This window comes from Planococcus sp. CAU13 (assembly GCF_000775575.1).
Lineage (GTDB): Bacteria > Bacillota > Bacilli > Bacillales_A > Planococcaceae > Planococcus.
In genome coordinates, this window is the sequence record NZ_JRGN01000075.1 from 1 (window position 1) to 15,243 (window position 15,243).

17 protein-coding genes are annotated in these 15,243 nt (G+C 44.2%); 11 read left to right on the plus strand and 6 right to left on the minus strand.

Annotated features, from left to right (window positions below; translation table 11 throughout):
* Nucleotides 1–149: 149 nt before the first annotated feature.
* Together KW93_RS03425 and KW93_RS03430 are read left to right on the plus strand one after the other, a co-directional pair.
* Nucleotides 150–398, plus strand: a complete 249-nt coding sequence (locus KW93_RS03425) for a hypothetical protein (protein ID WP_033541569.1) — start codon at nt 150–152, stop codon at nt 396–398.
* A gap of 153 nt (nt 399–551) precedes the next feature.
* A complete protein-coding gene (locus KW93_RS03430; RefSeq protein ID WP_033541570.1) occupies nt 552–1,037 on the plus strand; it encodes a hypothetical protein in 486 nt (161 codons plus the stop codon).
* 129 nt (nt 1,038–1,166) lie between these two features.
* Here KW93_RS03430 and KW93_RS03435 read toward each other — a convergent pair whose 3' ends face one another.
* From KW93_RS03435 to KW93_RS03450, 4 genes are all read right to left on the minus strand, one after another.
* Nucleotides 1,167–1,553: a DUF5071 domain-containing protein gene (locus KW93_RS03435; RefSeq protein ID WP_033541571.1), complete on the minus strand. Its 387-nt coding sequence runs from the start codon at nt 1,551–1,553 to the stop codon at nt 1,167–1,169.
* A 205-nt stretch (nt 1,554–1,758) separates the two neighbouring features.
* Nucleotides 1,759–2,085: a helix-turn-helix domain-containing protein gene (locus KW93_RS03440; RefSeq protein ID WP_052131451.1), complete on the minus strand. Its 327-nt coding sequence runs from the start codon at nt 2,083–2,085 to the stop codon at nt 1,759–1,761.
* Nucleotides 2,082–2,450 carry a type II toxin-antitoxin system RelE/ParE family toxin gene (locus KW93_RS03445; RefSeq protein WP_033541572.1) on the minus strand — a complete coding sequence of 123 codons (369 nt, stop codon included), beginning with the start codon at nt 2,448–2,450 and terminating at the stop codon, nt 2,082–2,084. Before KW93_RS03445 ends, KW93_RS03440 begins: the two co-directional genes overlap by 4 nt.
* A gap of 374 nt (nt 2,451–2,824) precedes the next feature.
* Nucleotides 2,825–3,208 (minus strand): hypothetical protein, encoded by a 384-nt coding sequence (locus tag KW93_RS03450; protein ID WP_033541573.1) that lies wholly within the window; start codon nt 3,206–3,208, stop codon nt 2,825–2,827.
* 310 nt (nt 3,209–3,518) lie between these two features.
* On the opposite strand from KW93_RS03450, the gene KW93_RS03455 reads away from it, so the two are divergent.
* Complete coding sequence (locus KW93_RS03455) at nt 3,519–4,949, plus strand: YcdB/YcdC domain-containing protein (RefSeq protein WP_033541574.1); 1,431 nt, start codon at nt 3,519–3,521, stop codon at nt 4,947–4,949.
* Between the two features lie 337 nt (nt 4,950–5,286).
* On the opposite strand, the gene KW93_RS03460 is transcribed toward KW93_RS03455, so the two are convergent.
* Nucleotides 5,287–6,552: an NAD(P)/FAD-dependent oxidoreductase gene (locus KW93_RS03460; protein WP_033541575.1), complete on the minus strand. Its 1,266-nt coding sequence runs from the start codon at nt 6,550–6,552 to the stop codon at nt 5,287–5,289.
* A 132-nt stretch (nt 6,553–6,684) separates the two neighbouring features.
* Here KW93_RS03460 and KW93_RS03465 point away from each other — a divergent pair, with 132 nt between their 5' ends.
* Nucleotides 6,685–8,292, plus strand: coding sequence for a putative polysaccharide biosynthesis protein (locus KW93_RS03465; RefSeq protein WP_033541576.1), 1,608 nt, complete (start codon nt 6,685–6,687; stop codon nt 8,290–8,292).
* A gap of 8 nt (nt 8,293–8,300) precedes the next feature.
* Nucleotides 8,301–9,014 carry a pseudouridine synthase gene (locus KW93_RS03470; RefSeq protein ID WP_033541577.1) on the plus strand — a complete coding sequence of 238 codons (714 nt, stop codon included), beginning with the start codon at nt 8,301–8,303 and terminating at the stop codon, nt 9,012–9,014.
* Between the two features lie 169 nt (nt 9,015–9,183).
* On the opposite strand, the gene KW93_RS03475 is transcribed toward KW93_RS03470, so the two are convergent.
* Entirely contained in the window at nt 9,184–9,405 is a 222-nt protein-coding gene (locus KW93_RS03475; RefSeq protein ID WP_033541578.1) for a DeoR family transcriptional regulator, read from the minus strand.
* Between the two features lie 311 nt (nt 9,406–9,716).
* Here KW93_RS03475 and pepV point away from each other — a divergent pair, with 311 nt between their 5' ends.
* From pepV to KW93_RS03505, 6 genes are all read left to right on the plus strand, one after another.
* Nucleotides 9,717–11,093: a dipeptidase PepV gene (pepV, locus tag KW93_RS03480; RefSeq protein WP_033541579.1), complete on the plus strand. Its 1,377-nt coding sequence runs from the start codon at nt 9,717–9,719 to the stop codon at nt 11,091–11,093.
* A 72-nt stretch (nt 11,094–11,165) separates the two neighbouring features.
* Entirely contained in the window at nt 11,166–12,014 is an 849-nt protein-coding gene (gene dat / locus KW93_RS03485) for a D-amino-acid transaminase (protein WP_033541580.1), read from the plus strand.
* Nucleotides 12,015–12,104: 90 nt separating this feature from the next.
* Entirely contained in the window at nt 12,105–12,644 is a 540-nt protein-coding gene (gene thpR, locus KW93_RS03490) for an RNA 2',3'-cyclic phosphodiesterase (protein WP_033541581.1), read from the plus strand.
* A gap of 22 nt (nt 12,645–12,666) precedes the next feature.
* Nucleotides 12,667–13,578, plus strand: coding sequence for a diacylglycerol/lipid kinase family protein (locus KW93_RS03495; protein WP_033541582.1), 912 nt, complete (start codon nt 12,667–12,669; stop codon nt 13,576–13,578).
* A gap of 18 nt (nt 13,579–13,596) precedes the next feature.
* Nucleotides 13,597–14,244, plus strand: coding sequence for a tRNA (guanosine(46)-N7)-methyltransferase TrmB (gene trmB / locus KW93_RS03500; protein ID WP_033541583.1), 648 nt, complete (start codon nt 13,597–13,599; stop codon nt 14,242–14,244).
* Between the two features lie 32 nt (nt 14,245–14,276).
* Nucleotides 14,277–15,131: a YtnP family quorum-quenching lactonase gene (locus tag KW93_RS03505; protein WP_033541584.1), complete on the plus strand. Its 855-nt coding sequence runs from the start codon at nt 14,277–14,279 to the stop codon at nt 15,129–15,131.
* The last annotated feature ends 112 nt before the right edge of the window (nt 15,132–15,243 follow it).

A 15,243-nucleotide genomic window follows, 5' to 3' on the forward strand; every position in this document is an offset into this window, starting at 1 on the left:
TCGTAAAAGTGTACTTTTACGAACGCTTTTGATTTTAATGCAAAATAAAAAAATCAAAAGACATTGGGATATTTTGGTATGATATATAAGAAACTAGTTTAATAATTCATGTGAAGTTAGCTTATAGAAATAAATTAAGGGGGAGTAAAATGAACAAGTTTGGTTTATTGTCTCTACTTATGTTTGTTATTAGTATTACTGCATTCTTTGTTATGAGAGGACCAGATGGAGAAATTTATTTAACAATAGTAGTATTAAGTACCTTTTCGCTTACTGGCCTGGTATTTGCAGCATTGTCTAAGCAACTGCTATGGAAGGTTTTGGGAATTGGAGTGAATATGATTCCATTAATATTTGCCTTTCTACTTTTGTTCGCAATGGGAATAAGTGAGCCTTAAAGAATTCAGATAAAAAAATCAAAAACCACCATTACACAACTAAAAATTTGAAGCATTTGAAGAGTGGGTTACATCAGTATTGTTAAGTATTCGAATGTAACATAAGTGCAGTTAAGTTACATTCGCTAAGTGATGAATAAGGGTGGGGAAGAAATGAAAAGAGAAGACAGAAACTTCGCAGAGAGAGCTTTAAAAAAACTGCTTATTGGAAGTCAACTTGATGGTTTCCAATTTGGCATGGGTCCAGGGATAGTGCGTGTCTGTTTTTCCCATTACTCTGAGCAAGAACCGGACCAGTTATCGTTGACTATCGAAGTAAGGAAAATCGCAATTATTACTAACGATGAGCAATTAACTACGACCTCTATAGAAACCATAGAAGAACTCGACGATGAAGAGTCGTTTCAACTTTTTTTGAGAAACCGGAGAGAAAAAGTAAAAAATGTTTGGCTCGGAGACGAGTCGCCACATTTGTATATTTCGCTTGAGTCCGGAAAGGTATTGCAAGTAAATGGGTATGATGAAAATTATGAATGCTGGCAACTTGGAGACATGCATGGACAAGGGGATGGCGACTGGTTAATTGTAGCGGTTCCAGGAAATGAAATCGCTATATGGAGTCCTGAAGAGTTTAAATAAGATCAGCTTGGAAGAGAAAGTGAATGTAACTTAATGTGAAATAAGTTACATTCAACATAAACAAAAAAGAGAAAGACAAATCATATGCCTTTCTTTTTTATAGCTCATATTCTCTTCGAACTTTCCATTTTACATCGTTTCTAAAATGCTTTTAGATAAGTGATCCAGTTCTTCCGCCATTTCACTTTCTGTTGGCGTTTCTGCCACCCTTATCAAGTATCCCTTGAAATGGAATTTTGAATCTAAGGGCAGTTTGCTCACTAAGTAGTTTAAAAGAAACCACTTCCAATTATCGTCATCTTCAGCTAAAGCAGCTTGTACGGAAGGTATTATTTCAGTTGGGAACGTTAATAAAGTTTCCACTACAATTGGTGCGACCGGCCAGTTTATATCTTGGGTATAACCAATAAGATCTGGCAACAAGAGAAGTACCTGACTCCTATCTAAATCTTTCAATTTTTTTGCCTGTTCCACATCATATTTATTTCTAGGGAGTAGATTTTTCAAATCTTTCATAATCACTATCCTTTACTTGAGATAAACATATAAGTATTGTATCCGTTATTTTCTGAAAAAGTTTTATTTTTTGAAAGGAAGAGGATATTGAAAGAATTTATCTAGGATTTCGAATATAACTTAATGGTAAGTAAGTTACATTCAAAGACAAAGATAACCCCCAATCTGCCGTTTGGCCAATCGGGGGTTATTTCATGTGCCATTGTTAACTTTTTACTAGATCGGAACTGGTTTTTTGCTCGTCTTGCTTCTCGTCATATTCTTGCATCAGGGAAGGAACATCCGTCTGAAGGGCTGCAGCTAGCAATTTCAAGCTTTTCAGGGTCACATTCTGACTTCCATTTTCAATGCGAGATACCACGTTTTGCTTGGTGTGCATACGCAAAGCGACTTCACTTTGTGTAAGTCCTAGTCGATTCCGTTGGCGAATGATGTTGCGAGCAAGTGTGTATTCCAGTTCACTGTCCGCCCATTCCTTGGCGAATTCCGGATCTTTTAGGTTTTCTTCTACGTAGCTTTCCAAAAAACTCATGTCGAATCCCTCCCTTTTTGTCGTAAATAATCGTCTCGATAGCGTTTAGCACGGTCGATTTCACCCTGCGGTGTTTTTCCGGTTTTCTTTCGGAAACCATTCAGCAAAATGAATTCTCCATTTTCGTAATGAAAATGGAATATGCGAAAGATGTTGCTGCCCAGAATCGTGCGAAGCTCATAGATGTCTTTCTCTATCGTTCTTCTATGTGGCATGCGCAGTGTCGGACCAAAATCTCCCAGTAATTGAATGGTGCGTAACACCTTGGCCCTTTCCTTTGGCGGCAGCGAATTTAAAAACTCGGCAGCAGGTTCTTTACCATTGTCTTTTTTATATGCATTGACTGTCCATTTCGACTTTTCCATACACCAAATATAACATATAAGTAATAAAATATCTATTATCTTAAACAGCTGTAAACGTAATATATCTCTAATTAAGTTACATTCTAAATCTTAATTCCAATGACTTGATTAGAAAACTAAGTGGAATTGTGTTTTGCTTGATAAATGAGACATTCAAAAGATTATTCTGTAAGGTTTTAGAGTCGGAATTGTGACGTGCATAGTCTGTATATAAAAACTTGATGAGAGAAGGAACTTCACTGAAGTTTCATCTTTTTTTTCGTAAATGCGTACTTTTACGAACGGTTTATTGTATGCCAATGCCAACCATACATAACAAACTTTATACTGGACCGACCCTCTCTGAGAGTTAAATGAATTTCTATATGTCTATATCACTTTGCACGCTTTATAATTTTTGAAGTTCTTGTGTATGCAAGAACCAATAAAAGAGCGACAGTATATATACCTAGACCAACCATTAGGATTATAGGTAGTAAATTGTTGCTGACCGGAGAGTAACCACTGTGTGCATTATAATGCGATGTTGCACTTTCAAATCCGATTTGAATACTTATTAAAGTCAATCCAATTAACAGCAAAGCAAATACAGCCTTTTTATGACTAATCATTTTCATCAAGTTCTTCTTGAAAACGGCACTAAATGATAACTGTTCTCTATAATCGTATGATTGATTTTGTTTCGAAAAAGGGGTCAAAAAGAAAATCAAAAGTCCACTATAAATCAGAAGCAAAATTATAAATTCAGAAAAGCCCACTTGAAAAACCTCCTTTGTCTTAATAAGACATTGTGCTGTACTAATAGGTTCCAATTAACTTCTAAATAGCAATTCAAGTAATTGATTGTAAAAAGCTTTATAAAAAAAGTTAGTTTACATATCATCAATTTATCGGAAGGGAAGGAACTTTGCATGAAATTTCTTTCCTTTTTTGTTTGGAGAAATGTGCTTTTATAAATGGTCTATTATATGCAAGCTTATAAGTGAGATAGGGAATTAATTTCCTTTTTATTCTACGTGTTAAAATAATAGAGTATTGGAAATTTAAATAACACAGGGGGTAACTTCTTTGATTAGACAGGAATTAAAAGAACGTGCAAAAACAATCGTTCAGCTTCCAGGTCATTTTCGAACGGCTATCGAAGAATATTTTGAAGGGGAAAATGGCGAAGGGGAAGCGATGTATTGGTGGGTAGACGAACAACAAGAGGAAACAATTTCACTTACGCTGGATCTTGCCGGAAATCTAACAAGTTTAACTATTGACCTGAAGCAAACTATTCCCGAGAAGGTCACTCTTCATGAAGGGCAGTTAAAAGCGCTAGCGGATCAATTTTTAAGCAACCATTATCCTGATGCCTTAGAAGCATTAAGTTGCGGCGAAGCGAAAAAAATAATGGATTCCCATCGATTTCACTATGAACAAATCGTCTTGGGCTTACCATTAGCTAATGCAGGTTGTTTTATCGATGTTGCTTCCAGTGGAGAGATTGTCAATTTTAAGTATTACGGGTTAAAAGCGGAGCCGGCAATTCCGATTACCTTGATTACAAAAGAAAAACTGATGGATCATGTTAAAACTCGCCTTGATTTTCAGTTGACTATAGCAAATTTGGATACGGCTATTTATGATGTAAAAGAAAATGGTCTGCAACTGGTATATGAAATAGAGCCTTTTTTCATGAAATATAAAGCGGGTGTGTTGGAACCGACCTTAACGGTCATCCACGATGAAGATGAAGGCAGTCAGGAAACCTATGCACCGCTGCCACTGCCCCATATCCACATGCGAAAAGATGTTGCCAATGAAGAAATCATTGGTGTTACTCAGGAAATGGAAATCGTTCGTGATGGCGAATTGGGAGGAGATATAGGAATCGTCTGGCGGGAACGGGAGTGGGAGAAGGAAGAAAACGATTTATCAATCAATAGCTTTTTTCAGTACCACAATGAAGACACCGTAAAAGCGTTCATTTCGAAGAAAACAGGGAAAGTTAGAAGCTTTATGTGGTTTAAGGAACGACATGGAGATCTCAACTTGAACAGGGAAGAATGTTACCGAAAAGCCATTGATTTATTGCATATGGTACTACCGAACTGCCAACAATTTTTGCAATTGATTATACACACTGATGAAGAGCTTGATGACACGAGTTCACATGAGTCATTTGTTTTCCGTGTGCATAATGGATATGGAATACCGGTTTATTTAGAAAGAGTACTTGTTGCTGTTAATCGGCTGACTGGCCAAATCGATAATTATAGTGGCCCGAGTTTTGACCTTGAAGAGCTTCAGCAACTTCCGTTTGAACCTGCTGTTTCTAAAAAAGAAGCAAGTGGCATTTTCCTTCATCACTTGGATTTTGAATTGGCATGGAATGAAAGCTATGAAGAAGAAAAAGGCGACATCCTCATCTTTCAAGGATGTGATCAATACACAAGAAAATCCATCAGGTATATCGATGCTTTAACTGGAGTAGCTATTACTGAAAAAGAGTAATTAAAATCCCTGATTCGAAACTTTCTGCGCTATTCACTTTCCTGAAATCAGTTAACATATGATATCTTATCGGAAGTTCTATAGTAAGAGCAGGTATTTTCTATAAAGTATCTGCTCTTTTTAAACAACTTTATTCTCTGCTTTGTGAAACACGGTCTTGGTATAGACGGCTTCCTGAGTTTCTTTTTAAACGACTTTCTTATTAACAAACAGCCGGACAGTATTTTAATTCTGGGGACAGTAAATCATTTATTTGGAAAATTAGTTTTCAATTTTTAATGAAGTACCCATAAAAACAACCCTTCGCAAATTCATGCGAAGGGTTTTCTTCATTAATTTAAACTTGTTTGGCAAACTCCGCCGCGCTTCTGCCGGCGACATTGCCGGTCACAAGAGCGGACGTGATATTATAGCCGCCTGTGTAGCCGTGGATATCCAGGATTTCACCGCAGAAAAAGAGACCCGGCTTTTTACGGGATGCCATCGTCTTCGGTTCGATTTCCTTGATGGAAACACCACCGCCGGTGACAAATGCTTTTTCGATCGGCTGAGTGCCGGTGACTTCCATTGTAAATGCAGTTAATTGTGCCGCCATTGCACGAACTTTGTCGCTTGCAAGTTCTGCGCCGGTAAGGGAGGGATCGATTCCGGCACGCTCCAGCAGAAACAGCAGCCAGCGTTCCAGCGCGAGACTTTTCCAGACATTTTTTACTGCCTTTTTTGGTTCGTCTTTCATCAATTTAAAGAGAAGCTGGAATGCGGATTCTGCATTTTCTTCCGGCATCGAGTTGATGCGCATCTCTACCGGGGAACCGCTCGTTTTTTTCATTTCCTTGACGACATACTGGCTGCAGCGGAGAACTGCCGGGCCGCTTAACCCGAAATGGGTGAACAGCATGTCCATCTGATGTGTCACCAGGACTTTGCCTTTTTTATTGAGGACAGAAACTGCAACGTCGCGAAGAGCCAGTCCCTGCAGGTCGCGGCTGACGATGAAAGGTTCTTTTGACAAGAGCGGCACTTCGGTCGGATACAGGTCGGTTACCGTATGGCCGGCTTTTTCAGCCCATGGATAGCCATCTCCGGTGGAACCGGTCTGAGGAACGGCTTTGCCGCCGACTGCGACAACGATTGCTTTGGCTGTAAATTCCTGCCCGGAATGCAGCCGGACGCCTGTCACCTTGTCATCGGTCATTAAAAGTTTTTTGACAGGTGAATCAAGAAGAACTTCAACGCCGAGCCGGTGCATTTCGCGGAACATGGCATCGGCAACGTCCTGTGCCCGATTCGAAACCGGGAACATGCGGCCGTGATCTTCTTCTTTCAGCGCCACACCGAGTCCCTCGAAAAAGGAAATGATGTCTTCATTATTGAATACGGAAAACGGGCTGTAGAGGAATCGTCCGTTGCCGGGAATATTTTTCACAATTTCTTCAAGAGGCAGCCGGTTGGTGACGTTGCAGCGGCCACCGCCGGAAATAATTAATTTCTTGCCGAGCTTTTTGCCTTTTTCAATCAATAGAACTTTCTGGTTGCGTGAAGCGGCGGCGATGGAGGCCATCAGACCTGAGGGACCCCCGCCGATGATAATGACGTCATACATAATAGGAAGAACTCGCTTTCGTTTTTATTTCAGTATACACCATCACTTCAAAATCCGTTGAGTAATTCCAATTATAGGTGTAAACTAACGGGTAGATTGTTTTTTTATCAAGATTTAGTCAGGAAGTGCAAAATGTCAACGTTAATCAAAGGAACGGCCATTTTGACACTGGGCATGTTCATCTCAAAAGTGCTCGGCGTCATTTATATTATTCCATTTTACGGATTGGTCGGGGAAGAAAATATTGTCCTGTACCAATATGCATATATCCCTTATAACCTGATGCTGGCAGTTGCCATTTCAGGCGCTCCGCTGGCATTTTCAAAATATGTGGCGAAATATAACTCGCTCGGCGATTACGAAACGGGGCGGAGGCTCTTAAAGTCCGGCTTGCTGACCATGCTGATCACAGGTTTCATTTCGTTTCTTGCACTTTATTCATTGGCGGACGTATTGGCTCAGATTACCATTGATCCGGAAGACAAGATCTTTACGGTGGGTGACGTGGCAGAAGTCATCCGCTGGGTCAGTTTTGCGTTGATTGTCGTGCCGTTCATGAGTCTCTGGCGAGGATTTTTCCAGGGCTATAATTATATGATGCCGACAGCGGTTTCTCAGCTGCTTGAACAGATTGTCAGGATCATCTTCCTGCTCGCCGGAGCCTATGTGGTCATCAACATTTTCGGCGGAACACCGAAGACCGCTATTCAATTCGCGGTCCTTTCTGCAGCAATCGGTGCGCTGGGCGGTCTTCTTGTCTTGTTCTATTACTGGAAAAAACAGAAGCCGGAATATGACCTGCTGCGCGCCAGCTCGATTGAATCCTACGACGTCCGTCTGCGCGATATGTATAAAGAAATTCTGTCGTATGCGATTCCGATCGTTTTCCTTGGTGTGGCGAATCCGCTGTTTCAGTTTGTAGACATGCTGACATTCAATATGGGGATGAGCCGGACGGATAATGCGGAAAACACTAGCCTTTATCTTGGGATCCTTAATTTGACGGCGCATAAGCTCGTCATGATCCCGGTCATGCTCGCAACCGGATTTTCAATGGCGCTAATCCCGTTAATCACAAAATATTTCACTTTAAATGAACAGAAGTCATTGACGCGGACACTGGACCAGTCGTTTCAGATCATCATTTTCCTGACTTTGCCTGCGGTTGTCGGCATGACTTTATTGTCCGATGAACTTTATCATATCTTCTACAAAAACAGTCCAATCGGTTCTGAAATTTTGTCGCATTACTTGCCGGCAGCCATTTTGTTTGCACTGTTCCCGGTAACGGCGTCCATCCTGCAGGGCATCAACCAGCAAAAATGGATCATCCTGAATTTATTGACAGGACTGCTGCTGAAATTATCATTGAACATTCCCCTGGTTGCACGGTTTGAGACGGACGGAGCCATAGCCGCAACAATGATCGGCTACTCCGTTGCCATCGCCATGAACGTGGGTGTCATTATGGTGACGATGCAATACCGTTCATCGCTTGTCGTGCGCCGCATCCTGTTCATCCTGTTGATGAATGCGGTAATGGCACTTGTTGTTTTAGGGACATTGGCTGGACTTGATCAATTTATCGGCATGGACACGAAATTCCAGTCCATCTTACGGATCCTCATTGTCGGAGGAATCGGCGGTGCTGTTTACGGCTTTATCGCTTTGCGTACCGGAATCGCCCAAAAATTGTTCGGTGAACGTCTGACAAGAATTACACGGAAATTCGGTTTCTAGGAGGACCTATGCGATTAGATAAATTTTTGTCGAATATGGGATTCGGTTCCCGTAAAGATGTAAAAGTTCTGCTGAAATCAAAGGCAGTAGAAGTGAACGGCGAAGTTGTGAGGGATGCCAAACAGCATGTCGACGAAGCGGCTGACGTCATCACGGTTGCGGGTGACAGAGTCGAATACGTGGAATTCATCTATCTGATGATGAATAAACCCCCGGGCGTCATTTCAGCGACGGAAGATAAATATGACGAAACCGTCATCGATCTGCTCGGTGATGAGGAAAGGCATTTCGAGCCGTTTCCTGTCGGCCGGCTGGATAAAGATACGGAAGGTCTGTTGCTGTTGACGAATGACGGCAAATTGGCGCATGAACTGCTGTCGCCGAGAAAGCATGTCGATAAAACCTATTTTGCGCGGATCGAAGGACGTGTGACGGAAGAAGACGGCGAAGCTTTCCGCCGCGGCGTCATTTTGGATGACGGTTACAAGACAAAAGAAGCTTCGTTGAAAATTTTGAAGAGCGGCGAGGAGTCGGAAATCGAACTGACGATTACGGAAGGGAAATTCCACCAAGTGAAGCGCATGTTCGAAAGTGTCGGCAAACGCGTCATTTACCTGAAACGCCTGTCGATGGGCACGCTCCAATTGGACCCGGACCTGAAACTCGGTGAATACCGCTATTTGACGGAAGAAGAGTTAACGGGATTGAAAGAGAAAAAATGACCGCCATCCGCTGGCGGTCATTTTTTATTGCAGAAATTTTCTTTAATTGTCCAGACTCCAGCGGCCCAGCTCCTCGGATCATAAGCCGGCCTAGCTCTGCGGTCAAGACCGCGCCGCTATTCCATCCTATGCCTGTTGGAGCAGAACGGGCTGTTTCCGCTTTTCTCTTCTAAGATGTCATTTTCACTTTTTTCTGCGTCGTTGTCCATTTGCCCCGAACTGGACTTGTCACCAAATCGTTAAAGGCTAACACATTCAAATCTCTTTGAATGGTGCGAGGAGTGATGCCGAATTCATCGACAAGATCTTGCGTAGTTACAGTCCCATTTTCAAGGATGTACTTATACATATCTTTAATTCGAATGAGCATGCGATCCGTGGTAGGTTTCATTAAAGAGAACCACTCCTTCATCTTTTTTCCCATTGGCAAAGACTAGCGGACGAGCTGCCGGGGTATACCCAGCTGGTTTTCTGCAAGTGTTTGAGACATCCCCCTAAAAGACTATCTGCCAGTCTAATTTATCTGACAATTAGATTATAGCGAAAAAGTGTTTAAATATCCATGTTTTTATAAGAATTTACTTAAATTTACATACGATTAAAATATCTGACTATTCTTAAAGTCTGCGAAAAATTTACCGGTATTTCTTTTAAAAACTTGAAAAAGGTGTACAATGGGGGTAATAAAAGCGGGGTGTATATATGGACTGGCAGCTGGAAGCGGAAAAAAGACAGGAAAAGATGTTAAAGGAATTGCAGGAATTGATTGCGATTCCAAGTGTTCTCAGTGAGGATGCTTCACCGGAAGCTCCTTTTGGCAAAGAAGTGAAAAGGGCTCTGGACTGGTTTTTGGACAAAGGCCGGGAACACGGCTACACAGTGAAGAATGTGGACAATATTGCGGGGCACCTTGAAATCGGTGAAGGCGATGAGCTGCTCGGAATTCTTGGGCACGTGGATGTCGTTCCGACAGGGGATGGCTGGACGAAAGATCCGTTCGGCGGCACCATTGAAGACGGCAAATTATTCGGCCGCGGCGCAATTGATGACAAGGGCCCGACGATTGCCGCCTGGACAGCATTGAATATGGTCAAGGACGCAGGTGTCAAATTCAACAAACGCGTCAGGCTGATCATCGGTACGGATGAAGAAAGTGGTTTCCGCTGTGTCCGGAATTATTTTCAGAAAGAGGAAATGCCGACAATGGCTTTTGCGCCGGATGCTGATTTCCCGATCATCAATGCGGAAAAAGGAATTGCGGCTCTGGTGTTTTCACAATTCCATTCAGGGCAGGCAGACCAATTGATTTCTTTTAAGTCCGGAGAGCGGACCAATATGGTGCCGGATCTGGCAGCAGCGGAAGTTACCGGTAAGCTGGCTGACTGGAAAGATGGATTTGAAGTATTCGCCAATAAATTTGATGTCCCTTTCTCGGTTATCGAGGAAGATGGGCGGGTGCTGCTGACGATTCACGGCAAATCGGCGCACGCCATGGAACCGGACCACGGCGTCAATGCCGGGGTGCTGCTTGCTTTATTCCTGAAAGACAGGCTCACGGGTGACGGCAGGGCCTTCGCGGAATTTATTGCCGATCATTTCAGCAACGATTCAAGAGGGCATGCGCTGGGGCTGAACTTTACGGACGAGGCCTCGGGTGATACGACATTCAATGCCGGTATTATGCGTTATAATCGGGAGAAAGGCGGAATTGTCGAAGTCAGTATGCGCTATTCGATTTCCTATCCTTTCGATGAAAAGATGGAAGATTTTGAGGTGGAAGGCTTTTCACTGAATATCCATTCCAATTCCAAACCTCATTTTGTGGACGGCAATGATCCGTTCATCAAAACTTTGCAGGCTGCCTATGAAAATCAGACCGGAGAAAAAGCGGAGCTGCTGGCGATCGGTGGCGGCACCTATGCCCGGGTGATGGACAAAGGAGTCGCATTCGGCATGCTGTTTCCAGGTGAAAAGGATGTAGCCCACCAGCTGGATGAATTTGTGGATATCAAAAACCTGACAAAAGCAACGGCAATTTACGCAGAAGCGATTTACCGGCTGGCCTGCAACGAACAATAATTTTATATTCGGCCTGTCTGAACGACTTGAACACAAATAATACTACTAACCAGAGTGAAAGAGGGATTGGCAATGGAATGGATTTTGCACAATGATGAGTTTATTCAGGAAGATGAGCTGAAAATTTCAAAAGAAGACCGCGGTTATCAATTCGGCGACGGGATCTATGAAGTAATCCGGGTATACGGAGGCGACCTCTATACAGCCAAAGAACACATCGACCGCTTTTACGACAGTGCTGAAAAGGTGAAGATTGTGGTGCCGTATACGAAAGATGTGTTCCACAAAATGATGTATGAACTGGTTGAGCGCAATGAAATCAACAATGGCCAGGTGTATGTCCAGATTACTCGAGGGTCTTACGTGCGGCAGCATCAATTCCCATCAGAAGCTTCACCGGTCCTGGTCGCTTATACCAAGACGGTTGAGCGACCGCTTGAATTGATGAGAAACGGTGCGCACGCGAAATTCATCGAAGACATGCGCTGGCTCCGTTGTGATATCAAAAGCCTTAACCTGCTCGGCAATGTGCTGGCAAAACAGGAAGCCTATGAAAACGGCTGTTTCGAAGCCGTCCTGCACCGCGGCGAAGTGGTGACGGAAGGTTCTTCTTCGAATATGTACGGCTTTAAAGATGGTGTTCTTTATACGCATCCTGCGACCAATCTGATTTTGAACGGCATTACGAGAATGACGATTCTGGGTCTTTGTGATGAACTCGGAATCACTGTTCAGGAGACTCCGATGACGAAAGGTCAGGCACTGAATATGGATGAGTTCTTCATGTCATCCACGACTGCGGAAATTATTCCACTGACACAAATCGATGGCAATAAAATCGGCAATGGCGAGCGCGGCGTATTGACGGAAAAGCTTCAGAAGGCTTTTGAGGCAAAATTAAATCTGGGCGTTCAAATTTAATGGACTTATAGTTGAAAACAGTGTCCGGCAGTTGCCGAACACTGTTTTTTTGACTGCGTTTAAATGGTAAACTGTAAAGAGGTGATGAGAATGAATAACCATTATTTTATTGGCATAAAAGTTCCGCTGCAGACAGCGGAGTTTCTTACGGAGCAGCGTGATTCCTGGGGGCTGTCGGGTCACAGGCGCTATCCGCTTGCTGAGGATCTTCATATAACGCTCTTGTTTATCGGCGGAGACCCTCATGATGAAATCGGCAAAGTTGCGGAAGCATTGAAGGAAATCGAGCATCCTTCGTTCGAGCTGAAAATTACCGGCACCGCTTATTTTGGAAAGAGAGAGCGGCCGAGAGTGGTGTACGCCGCGCTGGAAGAAAATATGATGCTGAACACTTTGCAGGAGAAGGTCAGGGAGGCATTGCAGGGATTCCATCTGAGTCCGGATAATAAATCGTTTGTCCCCCATATTACACTGGCGAATAAATGGTCAGGCAAAGAGGTTTGGGAACAGATTCCACAAATTCAGACGGATAGCTTCCGGGCAGAGGAATTCACGTTATTCCGGATTGAACCTGCAGGCAAACCACGCTATGTTGCAGTAAAAACTTATAAATTGAAGGATGGCGTATGAGAACGCCAATGGGCGAAGTCAAATGAGAACGATTTTTGTAATCAACCCGGTCGCCGGCAACGGCAATGCCATGAAAAAATGGCTGAAGTTCAAAGAAACGATCTTTTTCCCTTTTGAGCTGGCGGTCAGCCGTTACAGCGGACATGCCCTTGAGCTCGTCAGGGAATTACATAATTCGCCGGAGCCGGTTTTGGTGATCGGATTCGGCGGCGACGGCACGATGAGGGAAGTGGTCGCCGGGGCTGCCGGAGCACCGCTTGTGACAATCGGTTCTGTTGCGGCAGGTTCCGGCAATGATTTCGGACGCGGCTTCCATTCATTTGCGGATGCAGGGGAAATCGCCGCATTCATTCAAAATCCAGTCAGCTCGCGGCAGGATCTCGGCGAATTCATTGATGGCAGCGCACATCATTTCGTCAGCAGTTCGGGACTTGGCTTTGACGCGGAAATTTCGGTCAAAGTCAATCGTTCCCTTATCAAACGCTGGCTGAATGGTATCGGCATGGGAAAGCTTGTTTATTTGATCTATGTCATTTTGACGCTGCTGAGCTTCCGGCTGTTTACGCTCACGGTCGAACACGACGGCAAGACGGTACAGTATGACCGGGTCTGGTTTGCGACTGTCAGCAACCAGCCGTATTTTGGAGGCGGCATGAAAATATCCCCGCATTCCGTAACGGATGACGGCATTCTGGAACTGACCGTTGTCAACCGCCTGTCCCGATTGAAACTGCTGCTCGTTTTTGGTACGGTATTCAGCGGGAAGCATCTCCGCTTCAAGGAAGTCCACCAGCTGAAGGCGACCGATTTTTTATTGACGACCGACCGTCCGGTATACCGACACGTCGACGGCGACAACGCTGGACGCAGCGATGCAAACGTCGGGGTCAGCTATACAGTCAGCGCGAGCTGCTGGCATTCTGTAAATAAATGATGGAAAGAGGAAAGAATAATGAGAGCAAGATATAAACCATGGGCAGCGGAATTGATCGAAGCCCATCCGGAAATCGTGATTCCGGAACCTGAGAAACTGAAAGGCAAATGGCAGGAGGAATTCGGCAATTCGAATCCGCTGCACATCGAAGCAGGAACCGGCAAAGGCCGTTTCATCACCGGAATGGCATTGGCGAATCCTGATATCAATTACATCGGCATCGAATTGTTTGACAGTGTCATTGTCACGGCTTTGCAGACGGTGTTGGACGAAGAAGGCGGCATTCCGAACTTGCGCCTGCTGCGCGTCAATGCACAGGAGATGGAAAACTTTTTCGAAAAAAATGAAGTCGACCGCCTGTACCTCAACTTTTCCGATCCTTGGCCGAAGACGCGCCACGCCAAACGGCGCCTGACGCATGAATCATTCTTGAAGTTATATGAGACGGTGCTGCCAAAGAATGGGGAAATCCATTTCAAGACGGACAACCGGGGGCTGTTTGAGTTTTCACTGATGAGCATCTCCGAATATGGCATGCTGTTGAAAGATGTGTCGCTGGATCTGCACGCCAATGAACCGGAGTGGAACATCATGACGGAATATGAAGAGAAGTTTATGAAAAAGGGCCAGCCGATTTACCGGTTGGAAGCGCAGTATAATTCATAATTCATTATTCGTAAGCTGAAGGGGATGGGATGATGGACAGATTTGATTTTCATGAAATGAAACTGACCTGGCTTGACGGGGGGACTACCAATCTGGACGGCGGCACAATGTTCGGGGTCGTTCCGAAAGTGGTGTGGTCGAAGAAATATCCGGTGGATGAAAAGAATAATATCGAATTGCCGACGCATCCGATTCTCATCCAGTTTGACGGCCATAATATTTTGATCGACAGCGGGCTTGGTAATGGGAAACTGACTGACCGTCAGCTCCGGAATCTGGGCGTTTCTGCGGAATCTTCGCTGGATCAGGATTTGGCTGAACTGGGATTGTCTGCCGCGGATATCGATACGGTCCTGATGACGCATCTTCACGGCGACCATGCAGCGGGTCTTACGTTGAAACAGGGTGATGAGTACGTTTCGGCTTTCCCGAATGCGAAGATTTACGTATCAGCAGTCGAATGGAATGAAATGCGCAATCCCAATATCCGTTCCCGAAACACCTACTGGAAAGAGAACTGGGAGCCGGTGCAGGAACAGGTGGAGACATTTGAGGGCGAATTGACGCTGTTCGGTGCGATCACGATGATCCATACAGGTGGCCATTCGGACGGGCATTCGGTGATCAGACTGGAAAGCGGCGGCGAGACGCTGCTGCATATGGGCGACATCATGCCGACCCATGCCCACCAGAATCCGTTATGGGTGCTGGCTTACGATGATTATCCGATGGACTCGATCTACGCGAAAGAGCGTCTGATGAAAGAAGCCCTCTCGAACGGCTATTATTTCTCGTTCTACCATGACGCTTATTACCGCGTGCTGAAATGGAATGAAGACGGCAAAGAGATTGTGGAATCGCTGCAGTATAAAGAGAAAAGTATTTGAGGTTTGATTAAAGCATCGCTGCGGCGGTGCTTTTTGATTTTTTAATTTGAATGAAAAATGTGTGACCGCAACGAATTGGGCGCTAACCGCAACTAAATTGGTTCTAACCGCA